General features: G+C 46.6%; 15 protein-coding genes, 2 tRNA genes and 1 pseudogene. 10 read left to right on the forward strand and 8 right to left on the reverse strand.

Annotation, left to right across the window (positions count from 1 at the left end):
• Nucleotides 1-3: 3 nt before the first annotated feature.
• The gene (locus AAX10_RS00775; RefSeq protein WP_046699571.1) at nt 4-891 is read left to right on the forward strand and encodes a class II glutamine amidotransferase; all 888 of its coding nucleotides are present in this window, start codon (nt 4-6) and stop codon (nt 889-891) included.
• Here AAX10_RS00775 and bioC read toward each other — a convergent pair.
• Together bioC and AAX10_RS00785 are read right to left on the reverse strand one after the other, a co-directional pair.
• Nucleotides 888-1,643 carry a malonyl-ACP O-methyltransferase BioC gene (gene bioC, locus AAX10_RS00780; RefSeq protein ID WP_046699572.1) on the reverse strand — a complete coding sequence of 252 codons (756 nt, stop codon included), beginning with the start codon at nt 1,641-1,643 and terminating at the stop codon, nt 888-890. The genes AAX10_RS00775 and bioC overlap by 4 nt on opposite strands.
• Complete coding sequence (locus tag AAX10_RS00785) at nt 1,637-2,779, reverse strand: aminotransferase class I/II-fold pyridoxal phosphate-dependent enzyme (protein WP_046699573.1); 1,143 nt, start codon at nt 2,777-2,779, stop codon at nt 1,637-1,639. Before AAX10_RS00785 ends, bioC begins: the two co-directional genes overlap by 7 nt.
• A gap of 80 nt (nt 2,780-2,859) precedes the next feature.
• Here AAX10_RS00785 and AAX10_RS10220 point away from each other — a divergent pair.
• From AAX10_RS10220 to AAX10_RS10470, 5 genes and pseudogenes are all read left to right on the forward strand, one after another.
• Nucleotides 2,860-4,491 (forward strand): annotated as a pseudogene (locus tag AAX10_RS10220) (FepA family TonB-dependent siderophore receptor).
• 51 nt (nt 4,492-4,542) lie between these two features.
• Complete coding sequence (locus AAX10_RS00800; protein WP_080946958.1) at nt 4,543-5,454, forward strand: alpha/beta hydrolase; 912 nt, start codon at nt 4,543-4,545, stop codon at nt 5,452-5,454.
• Nucleotides 5,455-5,622: 168 nt separating this feature from the next.
• Nucleotides 5,623-6,087 carry a cytochrome-c peroxidase gene (locus AAX10_RS00805; protein WP_149038817.1) on the forward strand — a complete coding sequence of 155 codons (465 nt, stop codon included), beginning with the start codon at nt 5,623-5,625 and terminating at the stop codon, nt 6,085-6,087.
• Nucleotides 6,050-6,406, forward strand: coding sequence for a hypothetical protein (locus AAX10_RS00810; protein ID WP_149038818.1), 357 nt, complete (start codon nt 6,050-6,052; stop codon nt 6,404-6,406). Before AAX10_RS00805 ends, AAX10_RS00810 begins: the two co-directional genes overlap by 38 nt.
• The gene (locus tag AAX10_RS10470; RefSeq protein WP_257791629.1) at nt 6,403-6,531 is read left to right on the forward strand and encodes a hypothetical protein; all 129 of its coding nucleotides are present in this window, start codon (nt 6,403-6,405) and stop codon (nt 6,529-6,531) included. Before AAX10_RS00810 ends, AAX10_RS10470 begins: the two co-directional genes overlap by 4 nt.
• Here the strand turns inward: AAX10_RS10470 and AAX10_RS00815 are convergent, their stop codons facing one another.
• A complete protein-coding gene (locus tag AAX10_RS00815) occupies nt 6,532-7,974 on the reverse strand; it encodes an alpha/beta hydrolase (RefSeq protein ID WP_046699577.1) in 1,443 nt (480 codons plus the stop codon).
• A 128-nt stretch (nt 7,975-8,102) separates the two neighbouring features.
• Between AAX10_RS00815 and htpG the strand changes: the two genes are divergently transcribed.
• From htpG to AAX10_RS00830, 3 genes are all read left to right on the forward strand, one after another.
• The gene (htpG, locus tag AAX10_RS00820; RefSeq protein ID WP_046699578.1) at nt 8,103-10,028 is read left to right on the forward strand and encodes a molecular chaperone HtpG; all 1,926 of its coding nucleotides are present in this window, start codon (nt 8,103-8,105) and stop codon (nt 10,026-10,028) included.
• Nucleotides 10,029-10,139: 111 nt separating this feature from the next.
• Nucleotides 10,140-10,988, forward strand: coding sequence for a DUF3025 domain-containing protein (locus AAX10_RS00825; protein ID WP_046699579.1), 849 nt, complete (start codon nt 10,140-10,142; stop codon nt 10,986-10,988).
• The gene (locus tag AAX10_RS00830) at nt 10,985-11,434 is read left to right on the forward strand and encodes a hypothetical protein (RefSeq protein ID WP_149038819.1); all 450 of its coding nucleotides are present in this window, start codon (nt 10,985-10,987) and stop codon (nt 11,432-11,434) included. The genes AAX10_RS00825 and AAX10_RS00830 overlap by 4 nt, the downstream gene beginning before the upstream one ends.
• Here the strand turns inward: AAX10_RS00830 and AAX10_RS00835 are convergent.
• The 5 genes from AAX10_RS00835 to gltX all read right to left on the reverse strand — a co-directional run bounded on the left by AAX10_RS00835 (nt 11,431) and on the right by gltX (nt 15,664).
• Entirely contained in the window at nt 11,431-12,105 is a 675-nt protein-coding gene (locus AAX10_RS00835; protein WP_046699581.1) for a metal-dependent hydrolase, read from the reverse strand. The genes AAX10_RS00830 and AAX10_RS00835 overlap by 4 nt on opposite strands.
• Before the next feature lie 140 nt (nt 12,106-12,245).
• Nucleotides 12,246-13,649, reverse strand: a complete 1,404-nt coding sequence (locus AAX10_RS00840) for an FAD-binding oxidoreductase (RefSeq protein WP_046699582.1) — start codon at nt 13,647-13,649, stop codon at nt 12,246-12,248.
• 161 nt (nt 13,650-13,810) lie between these two features.
• Nucleotides 13,811-13,886 (reverse strand) — tRNA-Glu (locus tag AAX10_RS00845).
• Nucleotides 13,887-13,962: 76 nt separating this feature from the next.
• Nucleotides 13,963-14,038 (reverse strand) — tRNA-Ala (locus tag AAX10_RS00850).
• 111 nt (nt 14,039-14,149) lie between these two features.
• Nucleotides 14,150-15,664, reverse strand: coding sequence for a glutamate--tRNA ligase (gene gltX / locus AAX10_RS00855; protein ID WP_046699583.1), 1,515 nt, complete (start codon nt 15,662-15,664; stop codon nt 14,150-14,152).
• A 362-nt stretch (nt 15,665-16,026) separates the two neighbouring features.
• Here gltX and rsmH point away from each other — a divergent pair, with 362 nt between their 5' ends.
• Nucleotides 16,027-17,004, forward strand: coding sequence for a 16S rRNA (cytosine(1402)-N(4))-methyltransferase RsmH (gene rsmH, locus AAX10_RS00860; protein ID WP_046699584.1), 978 nt, complete (start codon nt 16,027-16,029; stop codon nt 17,002-17,004).
• Nucleotides 17,005-17,007 lie beyond the last annotated feature (3 nt).

Raw genomic sequence — 17,007 nt, forward strand, 5'->3', positions numbered from 1 at the left:
ACAATGTGCCAACTACTTGGAATGAATTGCAACACGCCAACCGACATCGGTTTTAGCTTTGCTGGCTTTCGTCAGCGGGGCGGTGGAACGGATCATCACGAAGATGGCTTTGGGATTGCGTTTTTTGAGCGCAGTGACTCGGGTAGGCTAGGCTTGCGTCAATTTCATGACAACAAGCCAAGCCATCTGTCGCCTGTCGCTGATCTGATCAATCATCATCCTATCAAGGCGATGAACGTGATTGCGCATATTCGTAAGGCAACCACCGGCGAGAAAAACAGCCTTGCTAATACGCATCCCTTCGTCCGTGAGGTATGGGGCGAGCAGTGGGCATTTGCGCATAATGGGCAGATGACAGACAGCTTCATTCGTCGCACCCAAAGGCTGCATGACAATGGCAACGCAGAACATTATTCGCCTGTGGGTATGACTGACAGCGAGTTAGCGTTTTGTTATCTATTAAACCGCTTAAAATCAACCTTTAAATCTCGCCCATCAGACGAAGCGTTATTTGCCTTTTTGACCGCACAATGCCGCTATCTGTCCGCTAATGGGTTGTTTAATTGTCTGATTTCGAACGGTCATTGGCAATTGGCGTATGCGGGCAGCCTTTTGTTTTATCTGACTCGCAAGGCGCCATTTGGCGAAGCGCATCTGTCTGATGGCGAGATGAGCGTGAATTTTGGCGATTTGACCACCGATAAGGACAAAGTGACCATTCTTGTAACCATCCCTTTAACCAAAAACGAGACGTGGCAACAGATCGCGGTGGATGAATGCTTGGTTTTCCAAGATGGTGATGTGGTGTTTAAAGATACACCGAGCAAAAAAACCTATCTGTCCATCGAAGATGGCATCGCCTTAGCCCGAAGTGTGGGTGCGAGCGTCTAGCGTTTGACCGCGACCACATAGATGGCATCATAAGTCAAAGGATATCGCCATTTTCCATCGTTGAAAATGGCGAATTTTTTGCGGTAATTTTCATAAAATTGTGCCAATGACGACTTCGTCCATCCTACGCTGCCCACAGATACGCCCGTTTCTTTGATGTGGCGTAGAATCTGCTTTGGCTGATCAAAATATAGCGTGTAAGGCGTCTGTTCGGTATGGATGACATCAAATCCAGCCTCAGACAGCATCTGTATGATGTCATCAAGACTGTGATAATCAAGCCCGATGCCTGTCAGCGTCTTCATCTCATGCAAATTATCCTGTCCGAATGTGGCAAAGGCGAACGTGCTAGCATCTGACAGTGCGTGATGAATGCGATGGCACAGGGTGGGTAGATCCTTCACCCACTGCAATGCTGAGCTTGATAGCGCCATATCCACCCTAGGTAGATCGATGTGTTCAATGTCGCCGATGATAAGCTTAGCGCGGTCAATGGCAGAATGCACATCGTACAGATCATTCAGATAGAGCTCATCTATCTGCCATAGTGGGTGATAAAGTTTGGTCAGATTGCCCACGCCGCAGCCGATCTCTAGGATGGACTTGGGCGATGCATCGGGCAGGCGTGTCTGGATGAGTGTGATAAGATGCTGACACATCTGATGCTGAACCAATGCAGACTGATCGTAAGTGGCATGTGCTTTTTTAAAATTATGCGCGATGAATTCTGTACTGATGTCGGCATTTAACATCGTGTCAATTCCTCAAGTGTTCGGCAGAATTCATCAATCTGATCTGTGGTAATGCCTGCGGTCAGACACATGCGAATGCGTGCTGTGTTCACAGGTACGGTGGGTGGGCGGATGGGCAGCACATAAAAGCCTCTGTCTTGAAGTGCTTCTGCCAAATCAATGGTCTTTTGATTGTCGCCGATGATGATGGGGATGATGTGGCTGTCTGAAGGACATTCATAGTCTAAAGATTTGATTTTATTTCTAAAATATCTGGCATTGTCCAGCAGTGCCTTACGTTGAGTTTGCATCGTGATTGACTGATTGAACACAAAAGCAGACCACAGTGCGTTGACGGGCGGTACGTTGGTGCTGAAAATTAAAGGGCGCATGCTGTTAATCAGTAGCTGCTTGATGATGTCATCACAGACGATGAAGCCGCCCACGCTTGCCCATGCCTTCCCGAATGTCCCCACCAAAAAATCAATCTCATCCATCACGCCCAGCGTCTCTGCCACGCCAAGACCACACTCACCGAACACGCCCACGCCGTGCGCCTCATCGACATATAGCGAGACGTTTGGGTATTGTTGTTTTAGGGTGATGAGTGCCTGCAGGTCGGTCACATCACCATCCATGCTAAATACCGACTCAGTCATGATGATGATGTGGCGATAATTGGCATGGTGCTTATCAATAAGCTGAGCCAGCTGGGCCAGATTTTGATGTGCATAACGGAAGAATTTCGCCCCGCGCTCTTTGGCCAATAAGATGCCATCAATCATGCTGGCGTGCACCCATTTATCCGCCAAGATCAGCGTCTGATCATCCGCAATGGCAGGCAGGATGCCAATATTCATGTGATAACCACTATTAAAGGTCAGCACTGATCGCCCATAGGCAGCTTGCAGGGCTTGCTCTAGCATTTCGTGAGCATCAAAATTACCCGTCAAAAGACGAGAAGATGAAGCACCAAAACAAAAATCGGCGTGGTGCTGATGGGTTCTGATGAATTCATCCTTTAGGTGTGAGCGCGCTAGCCCAAGATAATCATTGCTGGAGAGGTTTAATAAGTCCGTCTGAAGGCGAAAACTGCGGATGTTACCCGCATTCTGCAAGGCGGACAGCCTTTCGTGATAGGGCGTGAATTTATCCATGAGTTGATGTCTTTGTCCTTATAAAGATAGCTATGTTAGGGGAAGTTTGGCACAAATGCAAGTTAAGGGATCAGACTGACATGGATGCGGTAGGCATTAACCCGCTTGTTCCTTATACGAATGCTAATGGTTCAAGCTATCTGGCACGCGCAGCAGGGCGTGAAGGTGTTGAGAATAAAGACGCGGGTCTGCGACTGGCCTATCAGATCAATCCTGATCATGCACTGACCTTTGATGCTGCTTATGGTCGCCAAGGCAATGAATACTCTGGCGATACCCAATACTCCAACCGTGACTCTAGCGCGACAACCACAGGCAACCAAGCCCAAAGCAACGCCTTGCTAAACAGCCTGATTGGCACCGAGACGAACATCATGCGCCAAGACAGCTATTCATTGACGCACGACGGGCTGTATGATTGGGGTGATAGCAAATTTACCCTGCAATATGACCAAACCAAAAACACCCGTCTTGACGAAAGCTTAGCAGGCGGTCCCGAAGGGGTGATACGTTCGGTGAATAATGAGGCGCCGACTTTTGAAGATACTGAGCTAAAAACATGGCGCGCCCACGGCGAGACGAGTATCCCTTTTGCCTTTGGCGTGCCTCACAAAATCACCATCGGCGCCGAATATGTCAAAGATGAGCTGACAGACACCGCGAACATGGATGAAAGTAATTTAACTGGTACAGATGCTAATGCGCTGTATGCTGATGCCTTTGTAACGGGCAATCGAGGCAAAAGCACCTCAAAGATTACTTCAGCGTACATTGAGGATAACTTAGAACCGAACGAGAACACGAATCTTGTGCTAGCATTGCGTTATGATCATCACAACAAATCAGGCTCAGACCTAAGCCCTGCCTGAAACTTAACGCATCATTTGAATGACAACTGGACACTAAAGGCAGGCGTGGCGCGCGCCTATAAAGCGCCAAATCTTTATCAAAGTTCAAATGGCTATCTGTTGGGCACGCGTGGACAGGGTTGTCCGATTTATCTTGTGCCAGCAGGTCAGTGGTGTGTGCTTCAAGGCAATGAAAACCTAAAACCTAAAACCTCATTAAACACCGAGCTTGGCATTCAATATCGTGATGCGATGACTAACGCCAGCTTGACGTATTTCCACAGTGATTATAAGGATAAGATCACCGCAGGTAATACGCTGATTGATAGTGTGACATTGCCCTACACGGCTCGCAGAACTACTAGTGACATGACCTATAACCTGCTGCAATGGGAAAACATCCCTGAAGCCAAAATCGAAGGCGTGGAAGGTAGCTTGACGTGGAATTGGGGCGATGCGCGCTGGACGAACAACGTCACCTATATGATGGAGTCCATTGATAAGCGCAGCGGCAACCCATTGTCGATGATTCCAAATTATACATGGAATCCGATTTTTGGTTATGACATTGATGATAATTGGGATGTGAATTTCACCTTTACCCAATACGGTCGCCAAAAGCCGCGCCAATTTGCCGAGAACAACATCGAAAACTCTGCAAAAGATGACTTATTGCACAACAAAGAAGTTAAAAGCCATAATATTGTCTCACTCAATACCGGCTACCGCTTCAATGATTATCTAAGTGGACGCATCGGCGTGAATAACCTATTTGATAAACAAAAGCTGCGTGACAATACGATTAGCCAAACCTATAACGAGCCGGGAAGATCTTACTTCGCCAGGTTAAAATATGAGTTTTAACCATTAAGAGCGGATTTTTTCCGCTCTTTTTATGACATTGGGTGTCCAATCATGATAAAAAAGTTAGCAGCTGTCAGCTTGATGGCGTTGATGTTCCAAGGCTGTGCGACTAAGCCTGTGAGTGAGCCAGCGACTTGGCAGCCTGCCACAATGCTAAATAGCCAAGAGACGATCATGCATCCATCCTATACAGATAAGGAATATTTGATTCAAGTGGCGACCATTGGTGATAGACCTGCCAGCGGCTATCCTGTCATCTATGTGCTTGATGGCAATGCATTCTTTGCGGTAGCATCATCCATCGCGCAGATGATGCATGGCAAGCCAAGTGAAAAAAATCCCAAATCCTTCATGGTGGTTGGGATTGGCTATACTTCAGGCAAGCAGTTTGACATCCCAAAACGCACGCACGACTACACGCCGCCAGCTGAAGATTATCCAGAGCCAAAAGGTGAGCAAGTGGCTTTTGGTGGTGCTGATTATTTTCATGCCTTTATGGTAGATGAGCTAGCACCCATGCTCGATAAAAAATTTGGCATCAATCCGAATTATCGCACGCTGATTGGTCATTCGTATGGTGGGCTGTTTGGGTTGTATGTGCTATTTTCTCGTAGTGAAAGCTTTGATCATTATGCGATCGCAAGTCCGTCAATCTGGTGGAACGATAAGAGTATTCTGGGGCATAGAAGCGGGCTGATTGATACATCTAATATCAAAAATGTTCTTATCACGCTAGGCGAGCAGGAGCTAACCGCGCGCCATCGAAATCCGAACGCGCCGAGCACAGATCTGCCCAATAGCGACGCGTATTTGATGTATGAGTTTTTGCAGCAACAACTGCCCAATGCCAAAGTTAATTTTGAGTTTAATTCAGGTTATTCGCACGGTGAGAATGCTTATCCGTCCATCATACAAGGCGTAACGATGGCGTATCAGGCATGTAAGGCAGATCAGGACTGCTGATGCGTGGCTGGCTTTTGGCGATATGGATGGGATTGATAGGTGTTCATGCCCACGCTTTTTGCCAAAAAGACAAACAGTATGACTTAATATGCTTGCGCAATCATTATCAAAAGCCCAGCAGCCAATGGCATCCACCAACGGTTGATGAGGGTGTGGTATGGTTGAAGCTTGCGCCGATTGTTATTGATGATAAACCGCCTACGCCAATTGCCATTCTGGGTGGGCAGTTATTTTTTTGAAACCGCATTATCATCAGATGGGCGGGTTGGATATGTCAATTGTCATGATCCACTTTATGGGTTTTCAGACCCAAGGGCTGTTTCGATTGGCGTGTATGGCAGGCAAGGCAGTCGTAATAGCCAGTCTTTGATACACCTAGGATTAAGTTCTAAGTCACAAGGATTTTTTTGGAATGAGAGGGCGCGCAGTCTGTCTGAGCAGGCACTCATGCCCTTGACTGCTCCTAACGAAATGGACATAACGCTAGAAAGTGTGCCAATGCGCTTGAATCAAAAAGGCTGTCTGCCGAAGTTTAAATTAGTATTTGGTGAGACATTGACCGCTATTGAGATTGACCAAGTTGCTCAGGCTTTGAATGCATATCTCATTACTCTTACGCCTGTACGTACCTGATTTGATGAATTATTTGGGTGACAGTGCGGCATTATCCGGCAGTGAGCTTTTGGGATTGTATGTATTTCTTACCAAAGGCAGATGTATGAATTGCCAGTTTGGGATGGCAATGAGCGATGATAAATTTCATAATCTAAATCAGACTCTAGCAGGGCGGCCGCGTCAAGATTTTGGTAAGTGTGCTGTCACGACAGATGCTAAGGATTTTGGCAAATCCAAAACACCATCTTTAAGAAATCTATACAGCTCAAAGCCTTGGTTTCATCATCGACTATTTACAAATTTACGGGGTGTGGTGGCAATCTATAATCAGGCATGACAATCCCACCCATCAAAAATGCACCCGCCATTGCTCACAAGAATCACTTAGATCCACTCATCAAGCCTTTGGCGCTAAACGATGAAGAGATGGGCGCTTTGGTGGATTTCTTGATGGCGCTTTAATTAGTGGCAAACCATCACATCAGGCTTATCACCATTTATCAGATAATCAACCACCGCACCATCGATGCAAGCATTGGCGCCTGATAAGCTGATGGTGTGACCGAAATATGGCGTATAAATCAAGTAATCACCAAAGCGATTCGCCATGTTCTTGGCGTTCGATAATGGTGTGGCGAAGTCATGCGCCTGCGCCACGAACAGTAGTGTTGGCGTGGCATCGCTGATAAGATTAGCATCTAAGTCATCCGCACCATCAAAAGGCCAATAATAGCAAGCATCCAGCAGCTCATCATCGCTGCGCTCAATGTCGTTGTAGGCGGCGATTTTGCCGATGGCTTTTGTCCTGTCTAGGTAGTTGCTACGATCTTTTGGGGCGGAATCTGCACAGTTAATCCCGACAAAGGCATCTTGGCTAAAATCCTGCTCGCCAAATTCTTGAATGAATAGCAATTCGTTATATTTGCTCGTTTTGCCATGACTTAATTCATCAAGCATGACATACATCTCCGACCAAGCCAGCTCATCACCCAGATTATTTTCAATCATGCCTAGAATGGCTCGCTCATCGATAGGATCGTTGTTCTTATCGGTGAGTTTTTGGGTGGCAAGTTTGGCGATTTTTGTCAAAAATTCACGATTTTGTTCATCAGATTGACCAAAGATACAAGATTCATCTTGATGGCAATTTGACATGAATCGATAAAAAGCAATCTGAGCGCCTGTCTGCTGATTCGCCCAAATCGTAAATAAATCCTCGCTTGTGTCCACCACGCCGTCTAATACGCCTGCTCTTAGGTGCGACGGGTAATATTCGGCGTACTGGGCGACGATTTTTGTGCCGTAGGAGTAGCCAAGCATCGACCAGCTGTCGATATTTAGCTTGGTGCGTATTTTATCTAAGTCGTGTACGGTGTGGATGGTGCTGATGGACTTGATAAAATCCAGTCCTGAATGCGCCACGCACGCATCAACATAGGCTTTTGCGCCATCTTCTTCGAGTGCGCCACCGCAGTCGATCGCAGTGGATGGCTTCACACCGCGCTGTGCGACGCCTAGAACGTGAAAGCTGTCCTTTAGGGTGCGAGTGTATTCATCATCAGACAGCCAGCCGATCATGTCAAGGCTGTGACCACCGGGTCCACCGCTTAATAACAGCAAGTCTTTGGCATCGGCATTGGCTGATGGCAGGCGCGTCATGGCGATCGTGATGGTTTTGTCTTGGGTATCGTCTAAGGGCAACTCAATGGCAGCACACTGTAGCTGTGCGGGCGGTGGCAGGCTAAACCATGACCAAAATGTCGGGCGATAGCAGGACTGCCATGAGACTTCCCCCTGTGTCTGCTCTTTGGATAATAAATATCCAAAGCCTAACGCTGCCGCCACTAATATGATAATAACAAATGACAGCAGTATTTTAAATATAATCTTAAACACTTTTTTCACGACAATACATTAACCAAAAATTAAGTTATATTGTAGCATGATTTTTGGGCATCTTTTTGGGATTTGCCTTGAAAAGCAAGAAAACGACCCTATTTTTTTGGGTAGATTTTTAACATCTTGGAGAGATCATGAGCGACATTAACCAACATCAATTTGAAGCCGAAGTGGCACAGCTTTTGCATTTGGTGACGCATTCTTTGTATTCTAATGCGGATATTTTTGTGCGTGAATTGGTATCGAACGCGTCTGATGCGTGTGATAAATTACGCTTTTTGGCGACATCGGACGACAGTCTGTATGAGAATGATGGCGAGCTTGCCATCAAGATCGACATCGATAAGAACGCCAAGACCATCAGCTTTAGCGATAATGGCATTGGCATGACAGAAGAAGAGGCGATTGCCAACCTAGGCACCATTGCCAAGTCAGGCACCAAGGCATTCTTGGAGCGTCTGTCTGATAATGATAAGAAAGACGGTAATCTCATCGGTCAGTTTGGTGTGGGATTTTATTCAGGATTTATCGTGGCGGATCAGATTGTCGTTGAGAGTCGTAAGGCAGGCGAAGCACATGATGTTGGCGTGCGCTGGGTGTCTGACGGCACGGGTCGATTCACCACACAGACCATCACCAAGCCAAACAAAGGCACGACCATCACCTTGCACCTAAAAGACGACTACAGTACAGGCGAGCAGGATTATACCAATGAATACACCATCAAATCACTGGTAAATAAATACTCTGATCATATCAGTCTACCCATTCAGATGTGCAAACAAGTCTGGCAAGATGAGCTGGATGATGCAGGCGAGCCGACGGGTAAGGGCGAATATGTCCTAACTGATGAATACGAGACCATCAACAAAGCCACTGCGCTGTGGACACGCACGCCTAGCGAGGTGAGCGATGAAGAGTATGCGGATTTTTATCAGAATTTGACGCATGATTTTGATGCGCCATTGACGTGGTCGCATAACCGTGTCGAAGGTCGTGTGCAGTACACTCAGCTCCTCTATATTCCCAAAAAAGCCCCGATGGATCTGTATGCGCGCGAGCAGCAGCGTGGGTTAAAGCTGTATGTAAAACGCGTCTTCATCATGGATGATGCCGAGCAGCTGTTGCCAATGTACCTGCGCTTCGTGAAAGGTGTGATTGATACGGCGGATCTACCGCTGAATGTCAGCCGTGAGATTCTTCAAGAGTCGCGCGACACCAAGTCTATCCGCGAGGGTAATGCGCGCCGCGTACTTACCATGATTGCAAGCCTTGCCAATTCTGAAGATGCGGATAAACAAGCCAAATTCGCTGATTTTTACCGTGAGTTTGGCGATGTATTAAAAGAAGGTCTGGGTGAGGACATCTCAAACCAAGAGCGCATCGCTAAGCTACTACGCTACGCCACAAGCACAGATGATGCCTTGAATACAGGCTTTGCTGACTATAAAGCACGCATGAAAGAGGGTCAAAAGGCGATCTACTATCTGACCGCTGACAACCTAGCCGCCGCCAAGAATAGTCCGCAGCTGGAGTTATTTAACAAAAAAGGCATCGAGGTCATCTTAATGACGGCGCGCGTGGACGAGTGGGCGATGAACTTCCTGACCGAATTTGACGGTACGCCGCTACAGAACATCGCCAAAGGTGCGGTTGATCTGGGTGATCTGACTGATGAAGCCGAAAAAGAAGAAGCTCGCCAAGCCGAAGAGAGCCTAAAGCCAGTCGTTGAGAAGCTGCAAGGCGCCCTGGCTGATCGTGCCAAAGAAGTACGCGTGTCGAGCCGTCTGGTGGACAGTCCTGCTTGTCTGGTCGTTGGTGATGGCGAGCTGACGCCGCAGATGGCGCAGATGTTAAAAGCAATGGGGCAGCCTGTGCCTGATGTGAAGCCCATCCTTGAGATTAACCCGACGCACCCACTCATCGAGCGTCTAGAGACATCGAGCGATTTCGATGATCTGGCGCAGGTGGTGTTCGATCAAGCACTCTTAGCAGATGGTGGTCAGCTTGACGATCCAGCAGGCTACCTAAAACGCATCAACAAACTGCTGCTGAAATAATCAATATCAATAAAAACGCTCACAAGTTGGGCGTTTTTTATTGATTAAGAACATGGCGAAATCAGACCGAACGTTGTAAAATAAACGAATAACGATAACGAACCATTGATTATGAGTGACTTTATTTCTGTCTTTAAGAGCATCAACTTGTCCGCACCTTGGCTTATGCCTTATCTGGGCATACATCAGGCTTTCAATCAGGATTTGCCAATGGGTGAGCTTGCCGACTGGCTAAATAGCTACTTTAAAAATCATGCCATCAAGCCGACATTGCATAATTCGAATAATCCTCTAACATTCGTCAATCAAGATGATCTACCACACGGCATAGCGTACGAGGCGCATATCCATGCAACTGCTAATATCCCAACACGCAATAATCTGCACGACTGGTTCGGTGCGTGCGTGTGGTCAGTATTTCCAAAATCAAAGTCGGTATTAAACCACGTTCACATCCGCGAGATGGCAAAGGGCGCTAATGAGCATAATGGGCGCAACCGTGTCCGCGATGCGATTACGGTCTTTGATGAAAATGGCGCGATACTCATGGTAAAAGATCGCGATATTGGCAAGGCGCTGCAGAATTTTGATTGGCAAAATGCACTTGTCAAGCCGCGCAATCAATGGCATAACCCAGCTCTACCAAGGGCTGATGATGCTGCGCAGATTTTTATCTTTGGGCATGCTTTGCTTGAGCAGTTGATTTATCCGCGCAAGCCACTTTGTAGCCATACACTTATTTTGAGCGTGGATGATGAGTTTTTTGAGCTTGGTTTGGCGGATAGGCTGGCATATGTGGATAAGATTCTTGCGAGCAGATTGGATCAATGGCTCGTTGATGGGGCGACACCAAGAGACCTCTCGCCATTGCCAATTTTGGGCGTGCCGTATTTTTGGGATAATGAAGATGCGTCATTTTATGATGATGCGAATGTGTTTAGATCGGGAAGAAGGGCATGAGTATGCATCAGATGGCATTGATTTTGCACTTATTGGGCGCAAGCATCTGGGTTGGCGGCCATCTGTATTTACTCATTCGCTTGATGCCTGGGTTTATTCGTCATAATGACGTGGCAGGGTTTTTAAAATTTGAAAAAAGCTATGAACCACTGGGCATGAGTGCGCTGGCTGTGCAGGTGATGACAGGACTATACATGATGCATGACATTGTGCCTATCGGTATGTGGGGCGAGCCAATGGGGTTTTTGTCAGCGCTGATTCATGGTAAATTGACATGGCTGGCATTAACGATCATTACCGCATTGCACGCGCGGTTTCGCATCGTTGCCAAGCTTGAACAGGGTATTTATACAGACAGCACTTTAAAGGTGATGGGCGTTCATGTGGCGCTGATCTGTCTGTGGAGCGTGGCGTTTGTGGTGACAGGGGCGATGTTCCGCGGCTAAGCGATGAGCTTTTTTATCACACGCCAAGCATCTTGATAAGGCGGCGCGGTCATAAACAGCCCCGCAACCACTGCATAGAGAGCCAGATATTGCAGTGGTTTTTTTATCTCAAAAAATTTAAATGCCGTACCTGCGGATTTTTTGAGTCGAAGCCCTAGTACATTGACGCTATAAATCTCATCAAGCGCCAAGTGAATGAGTGCGCCTAAGAACAAGAATATCCCAAACACCCAACTGACAAAAGCCGTCAGCTTAAGCCCGTAGAATGCACCATGCACCACCAAGAGCCCAAATACCGCCATATAAGGCACAGAATGCACCACCCCACGATGTACCGTCAAGCGGCTAAATGCCTCAATGATCACAAAGCGAATGATGATAAAGCTGATCCCCCATAGGATTAAAGAGTCTAAGATCAGCTCATTTTGCCGGTAGGCATTGGCATACGGTATCACAATGAGCATGGAGGTGATGAGGCTACCCAAGAAAAACCCTCGCTTGGCAGGGGTGGAGTGATCTAGGTCAATGTCAGGCAGTAATCCGCCAATCGTGCCAATGATGGCGCACAGCACGCCTGTTGTTAGTCCGAATAATTTGGCGTACACACCGCAGGCAGCGAGCACAGTGCTGGCCGCTGCCGCGACGGTGAGATGGGTGCGAAAATTTGCCATGACGGACCTTAGTTATTAAAAAATCGCGCTATTTTAGCACACTGCTGACTGACTTCAAATTTAAATAATGCCGCCCAGACCTAAGATGGCATCAATGAAAAAACGCCTTGATCTGTCAAGGCGTTTTTGTGAGCGGGACATTACTCGATATCAAAGACTTTACCACGGTTCATAACCCCATTAGGGTCAAACACCGCCTTGATGGCTTTCATATACTCAATCTCAGCAGGCGAACGGGTATAATCCAAATATGGCTTTTTGGTCATGCCCACGCCATGCTCGGCAGAGATTGAGCCTTTGTATTTTTTGACCGTTTCAAAGACGTATTTATTGACCGTTTGGCACTTGGCAAAAAAGTCGTCTTTGGTTAGGTTGTCAGGTTTTAGGATATTTAGGTGCAGGTTGCCATCGCCAATATGCCCAAACCAGCAAATCTCAAAATCAGGGTAATTGTCCTTGACAATCTGTTCAATGTCATTGATAAAATCGCCCAAATGTGTAATCAGCACCGACACGTCATTTTTGTAAGGGGTGAACACCGAAATCGTCTCGGAGATGCTCTCACGCAATTTCCAAAGCTCGTGCAGTTGCCCCACGCTTTGGCTCATCACACCATCTTCTATCAAGCCATCTTCGGCACAGCTTTCAAACACATTCATGGCGGTGTCTAACACGTCATCGGACACCGCTTCAAATTCTAACAAGACATAAAAAGGCGTGCGGCTGTCAAACGGCGCTTTGGCGTGTCCTGCCGTCAGCACCTTATCGATTGCTACGCTGTCAAAAAATTCAAAAGCAGTTAAGTTTAACGCCTTACCAAACTTATCAAGCAGTTTTACCACCGACCCAAAATCAGGCACACCCAATACCATTGCCGTTAAATTAACAGGCTGCTTCTCAAGCTTAATCAACGCACGAGTTACAAAGCCTAAAGTACCTTCTGCTCCGATAAACAAATGACGAAAATCATAACCTGTGGCATTCTTTAACATACCGCCGTTTAATTCTAAGATATCACCTTTACCAGTAACGACAGTTAATCCTAGTATTTGATTTCTTGTCATGCCATAACGAATGACTTTAATGCCACCTGCGTTGGTACCAATATTACCGCCAATCTGACTTGATCCAGATGAAGCAAAGTCTACGGCGTAGTATAAGTTCTTAGATTCAGCAAATTCTTGCAAAGCCTTAGTCACCACGCCAGCTTCTACTTCTACCATACGATCAGCTTCATAAAACGTCCCAATGGCGTTCATCTTATCAAAACTTACCACCACCTCACCATTACTGGCAACAGCACCTGCTGATAATCCTGTACGTCCACCACTAGGCACCAAACATACTTGATACTCATTAGCAAGCCTTACAATCTTAGCCACTTCCTCTGTCGTCTTAGGAAACACCACCGCACTCGGTGCAGGGGCAAAATGCTTCGTCCAGTCTCTACCCCAGTTGTCTAGGCTGTCGGGGTCGGTTTTGATTTGGGTGTTGTCAAGAATCGCATCTTGGCGTAGCTGTTCTACAAATGGCGTGATATTCATGGTTACTCAACATTAAAATCAATAAAAATAGAGCCGTTATTATAGCAGAAAACAGAGGTTGGTCGGCGAAAATTCACCAAGAAGGCAAACATTTTTATGCGAAGTTAGTGCAAAACGAAAAGAAAAAAGCCAGTCATGATAGACTGGCTTTTTTAGAATATTGGCACTCCATAGGGGATTCGAACCCCTGTTACCGCCGTGAAAGGGCGGTGTCCTAGGCCTCTAGACGAATGGAGCGCAAGTACAAAGTTTTGCAACTTCAAGAATGTAAGATAAATGCCTAGGTGCTTACATTCAAACCTTAATCAATCTTTGGTGGAGCTAAGCGGAGTCGAACCGCTGACCCCTTGCATGCCATGCAAGTGCTCTACCAACTGAGCTATAGCCCCTTTGTTAAGGTGGGCGTATTATATAAAAGACCCTAAGCCTTGTCAAATACTTTTTAAAATAAGATTTAAAAAAACCGATAACTTATTGAAAATTATCGGTTTTTAGTTAACTTATTCTTGATTTAAAAAGTTTGGCAAAGTTTTATTTACTTCTTCCAATTTTTTCAATTTCTTTTTACCAAGTCCGCCCAAGACTTCACAAGCATGGCGTAGTCGTGATAAGGTCATGTCCGCACCGATGACATACATGGAGTTCATCACAGGCGTGCTAGCCGTTGAGCCTGCAATCGCCACAAAAAACGGTTGCATAAAGTCTTTTAACTTAATCTCAAAATGTCCTGCCAAGCCTTTTAGGGTCTGATAAATGTTATTCTCGCTCCACTCGGGCAAGGCTTCTAGTTGCCATGTGGCAAGATAGAGAATTTCAAGTAATTTGTCGTTATCCAGCGTTTTATGGGCAAAATCGTCTGGTGTAACGTTTGGCAAATTTTGAAAATAAAACCCTGCCCAATTTACCGCATCAGACAACACATTAATGCGTGGCTGAATGGCTTTGGCAATGGCGGTCAGCTTATCATCATCGCTTGCCCACGCCAAAATCTTCGCCTTCAACTCGTCCGCACTCATCGCACGCAGGTATTCGCCATTGAGCCAGTAGAGTTTTTCAATGTCAAACACAGGTCCACCCAGAGAGACACGTTTAATGTCAAAGCTTGCGATCATCTCATCCAAGCTAAATTTCTCCGCTTCATTTGGCAAGCTATACCCCATACGCCCCAAATAGTTAATCAAGGCTTCGGGCAACACGCCTGCGTCCTTATAATAGGTGATTGACGTGGGATTTTTGCGTTTTGAGAGTTTGGATTTGTCGGGGTTACGCAGTAGGGGCATATGGCACAATACAGGCATTTCCCAGCCAAAATATTCATACAAAAGTTTGTGCTTGGGGGCGGAGTTGATCCACTCTTCGCCACGAATGACATGGCTGATTTGCATTAAATGGTCGTCCACAACATTGGCAAGATGATAAGTCGGCAAGCCGTCTGTTTTTAGTAGAACCTGCATATCGACCGTTTCCCACGGAATGCTAATCTCGCCACGAAGCATGTCATGAATCACGCACTCGCCGTCGGTTGGCACACGCATACGAATGACAAAGGGCTTACCGCTCTCGGCAAGTTTATCGCTCTCTTCACGGCTCAGATTGGCATAACGTCCGTCATAACGCACGGGCAAGCCTTGGGCTTCTTGCTCTTTACGCATTTGGTCTAGCTCGTCTGTCGTGCAAAAACAGCGAAAGGCATGACCTTTGTCCAGTAGTTCTTGGGCGTATTTTTTGTAAATCTCGGAACGCTCGGACTGGCGATACGGGGCGAACTGTCCGCCCACGTCAGGACCTTCGCTCCATGTCAAACCTGCCCATTTTAGGGCGTTTAAAATCATCTGCTCACTCTGAGCGGTAGAGCGGACTTGATCGGTGTCTTCAATGCGTAGGATAAACTCGCCCCCTTGCGATTTGGCAAAAACCATATTAAACAAGGCAATATAAGCCGTACCAACGTGCGGAAAGCCTGTTGGGGACGGGGCGATACGGGTGCGAATGGGTTTGGTGGTTTGAGTGCTCATGAATTGCTCGTTATTGAATATTGTGTCAAGTTAAATGCAAAGTGAATGATATAAAAGCATAAATCTGTGGCTATGATACCAAAATGTGCTTGATTTTTGTAGTGGAAAGTGCGCAGGGCTTTAAGATTTTGGCAACAATTACCACACAAAAACGGATTGGATTATCAAAAAATCCTTGATAGAATAATTAGTTAAGTATTTTTTATGGTGTTATTTTGTTTTTCTATTAACTTGTTGTGATTTTTTTACAAAAAATTAGCGCAAATGATGGAAATCACTTGACTATACAGCAGGGATTGAGATAATACACGCTGAAAAAATCTTGCGCAAAATCTAGCTTTTGCCACCTTTTGGAAATCATCATGAGCCAACCCGACGCACTCCAAACTTTCACCCACGAAACCGTCCTATTAAAAGAGACGGTGGCGATGCTATTGGGCGTAAAAAACTTAGATGATGTCAAAAAAGGAACATTTGATGGCATCTATGTGGATGCAACCTTTGGACGGGGTGGCCACAGTCGGCTATTATTAGAATATCTAAGAGATGATGCCTGCTTGTTGGTGTTTGATAAGGACGTTGAGGCGATCGCTGTGGCGACCGAACTTGCCAATGCTGATGCTCGCGTGACCGTAATTCATGACAGCTTTGCTAGTCTGAATGAGCAATTAAAGACACTTGGCATTGACCACGTCGATGGCATCATGGCAGACCTTGGCGTGTCTAGCCCGCAGCTTGATGACGGTGCGCGCGGATTTAGCTTCATGCGAGATGGTGCGGTTGATATGCGCATGGACACCACGCGTGGCGAACCTGTTAGCGAATGGCTGATGCGGGTAGATGCTGATACTTTGGCAGATGTGCTGTATGAATATGGCGAGGAGCGCCATAGCCGTAAGATTGCACGCGCCATCAAGTCGATGGAAAGTTATGATTCGACGTTGGCATTGGCAGAAGTCATTAAACAGGCTCATCCAGCATGGCAAAAAGGCAAACATCCTGCTACTCAGAGCTTTCAGGCGATGCGTATTTATATTAATAACGAGCTTGGCGATGTGGATGATTTTTTGGTGCAGAGCTTGAGCGCACTCAAAGCTGGCGGTCGTTTGGCGGTGATTAGCTTTCATTCATTAGAAGACAGACGTATCAAGCAGTTTTTGAATAATCACAGTCGTGGTCGCTGGGAAGGTGATGACAAGCTACTCATGCCGCCTGTGCGTACGAAGTATTTTGGCAAGGCGCTTAGAGTCTCCCCAAGCGATGCAGAAGTTAAGGTCAATCCGCGTGCCCGAAGTGCATGGTTGCGTGGGGCTGAGCGCACCGACGCTATGTATGTTTGATTT

Source organism: Moraxella bovoculi (assembly GCF_000988745.2).
Taxonomy (GTDB): domain Bacteria; phylum Pseudomonadota; class Gammaproteobacteria; order Pseudomonadales; family Moraxellaceae; genus Moraxella; species Moraxella bovoculi.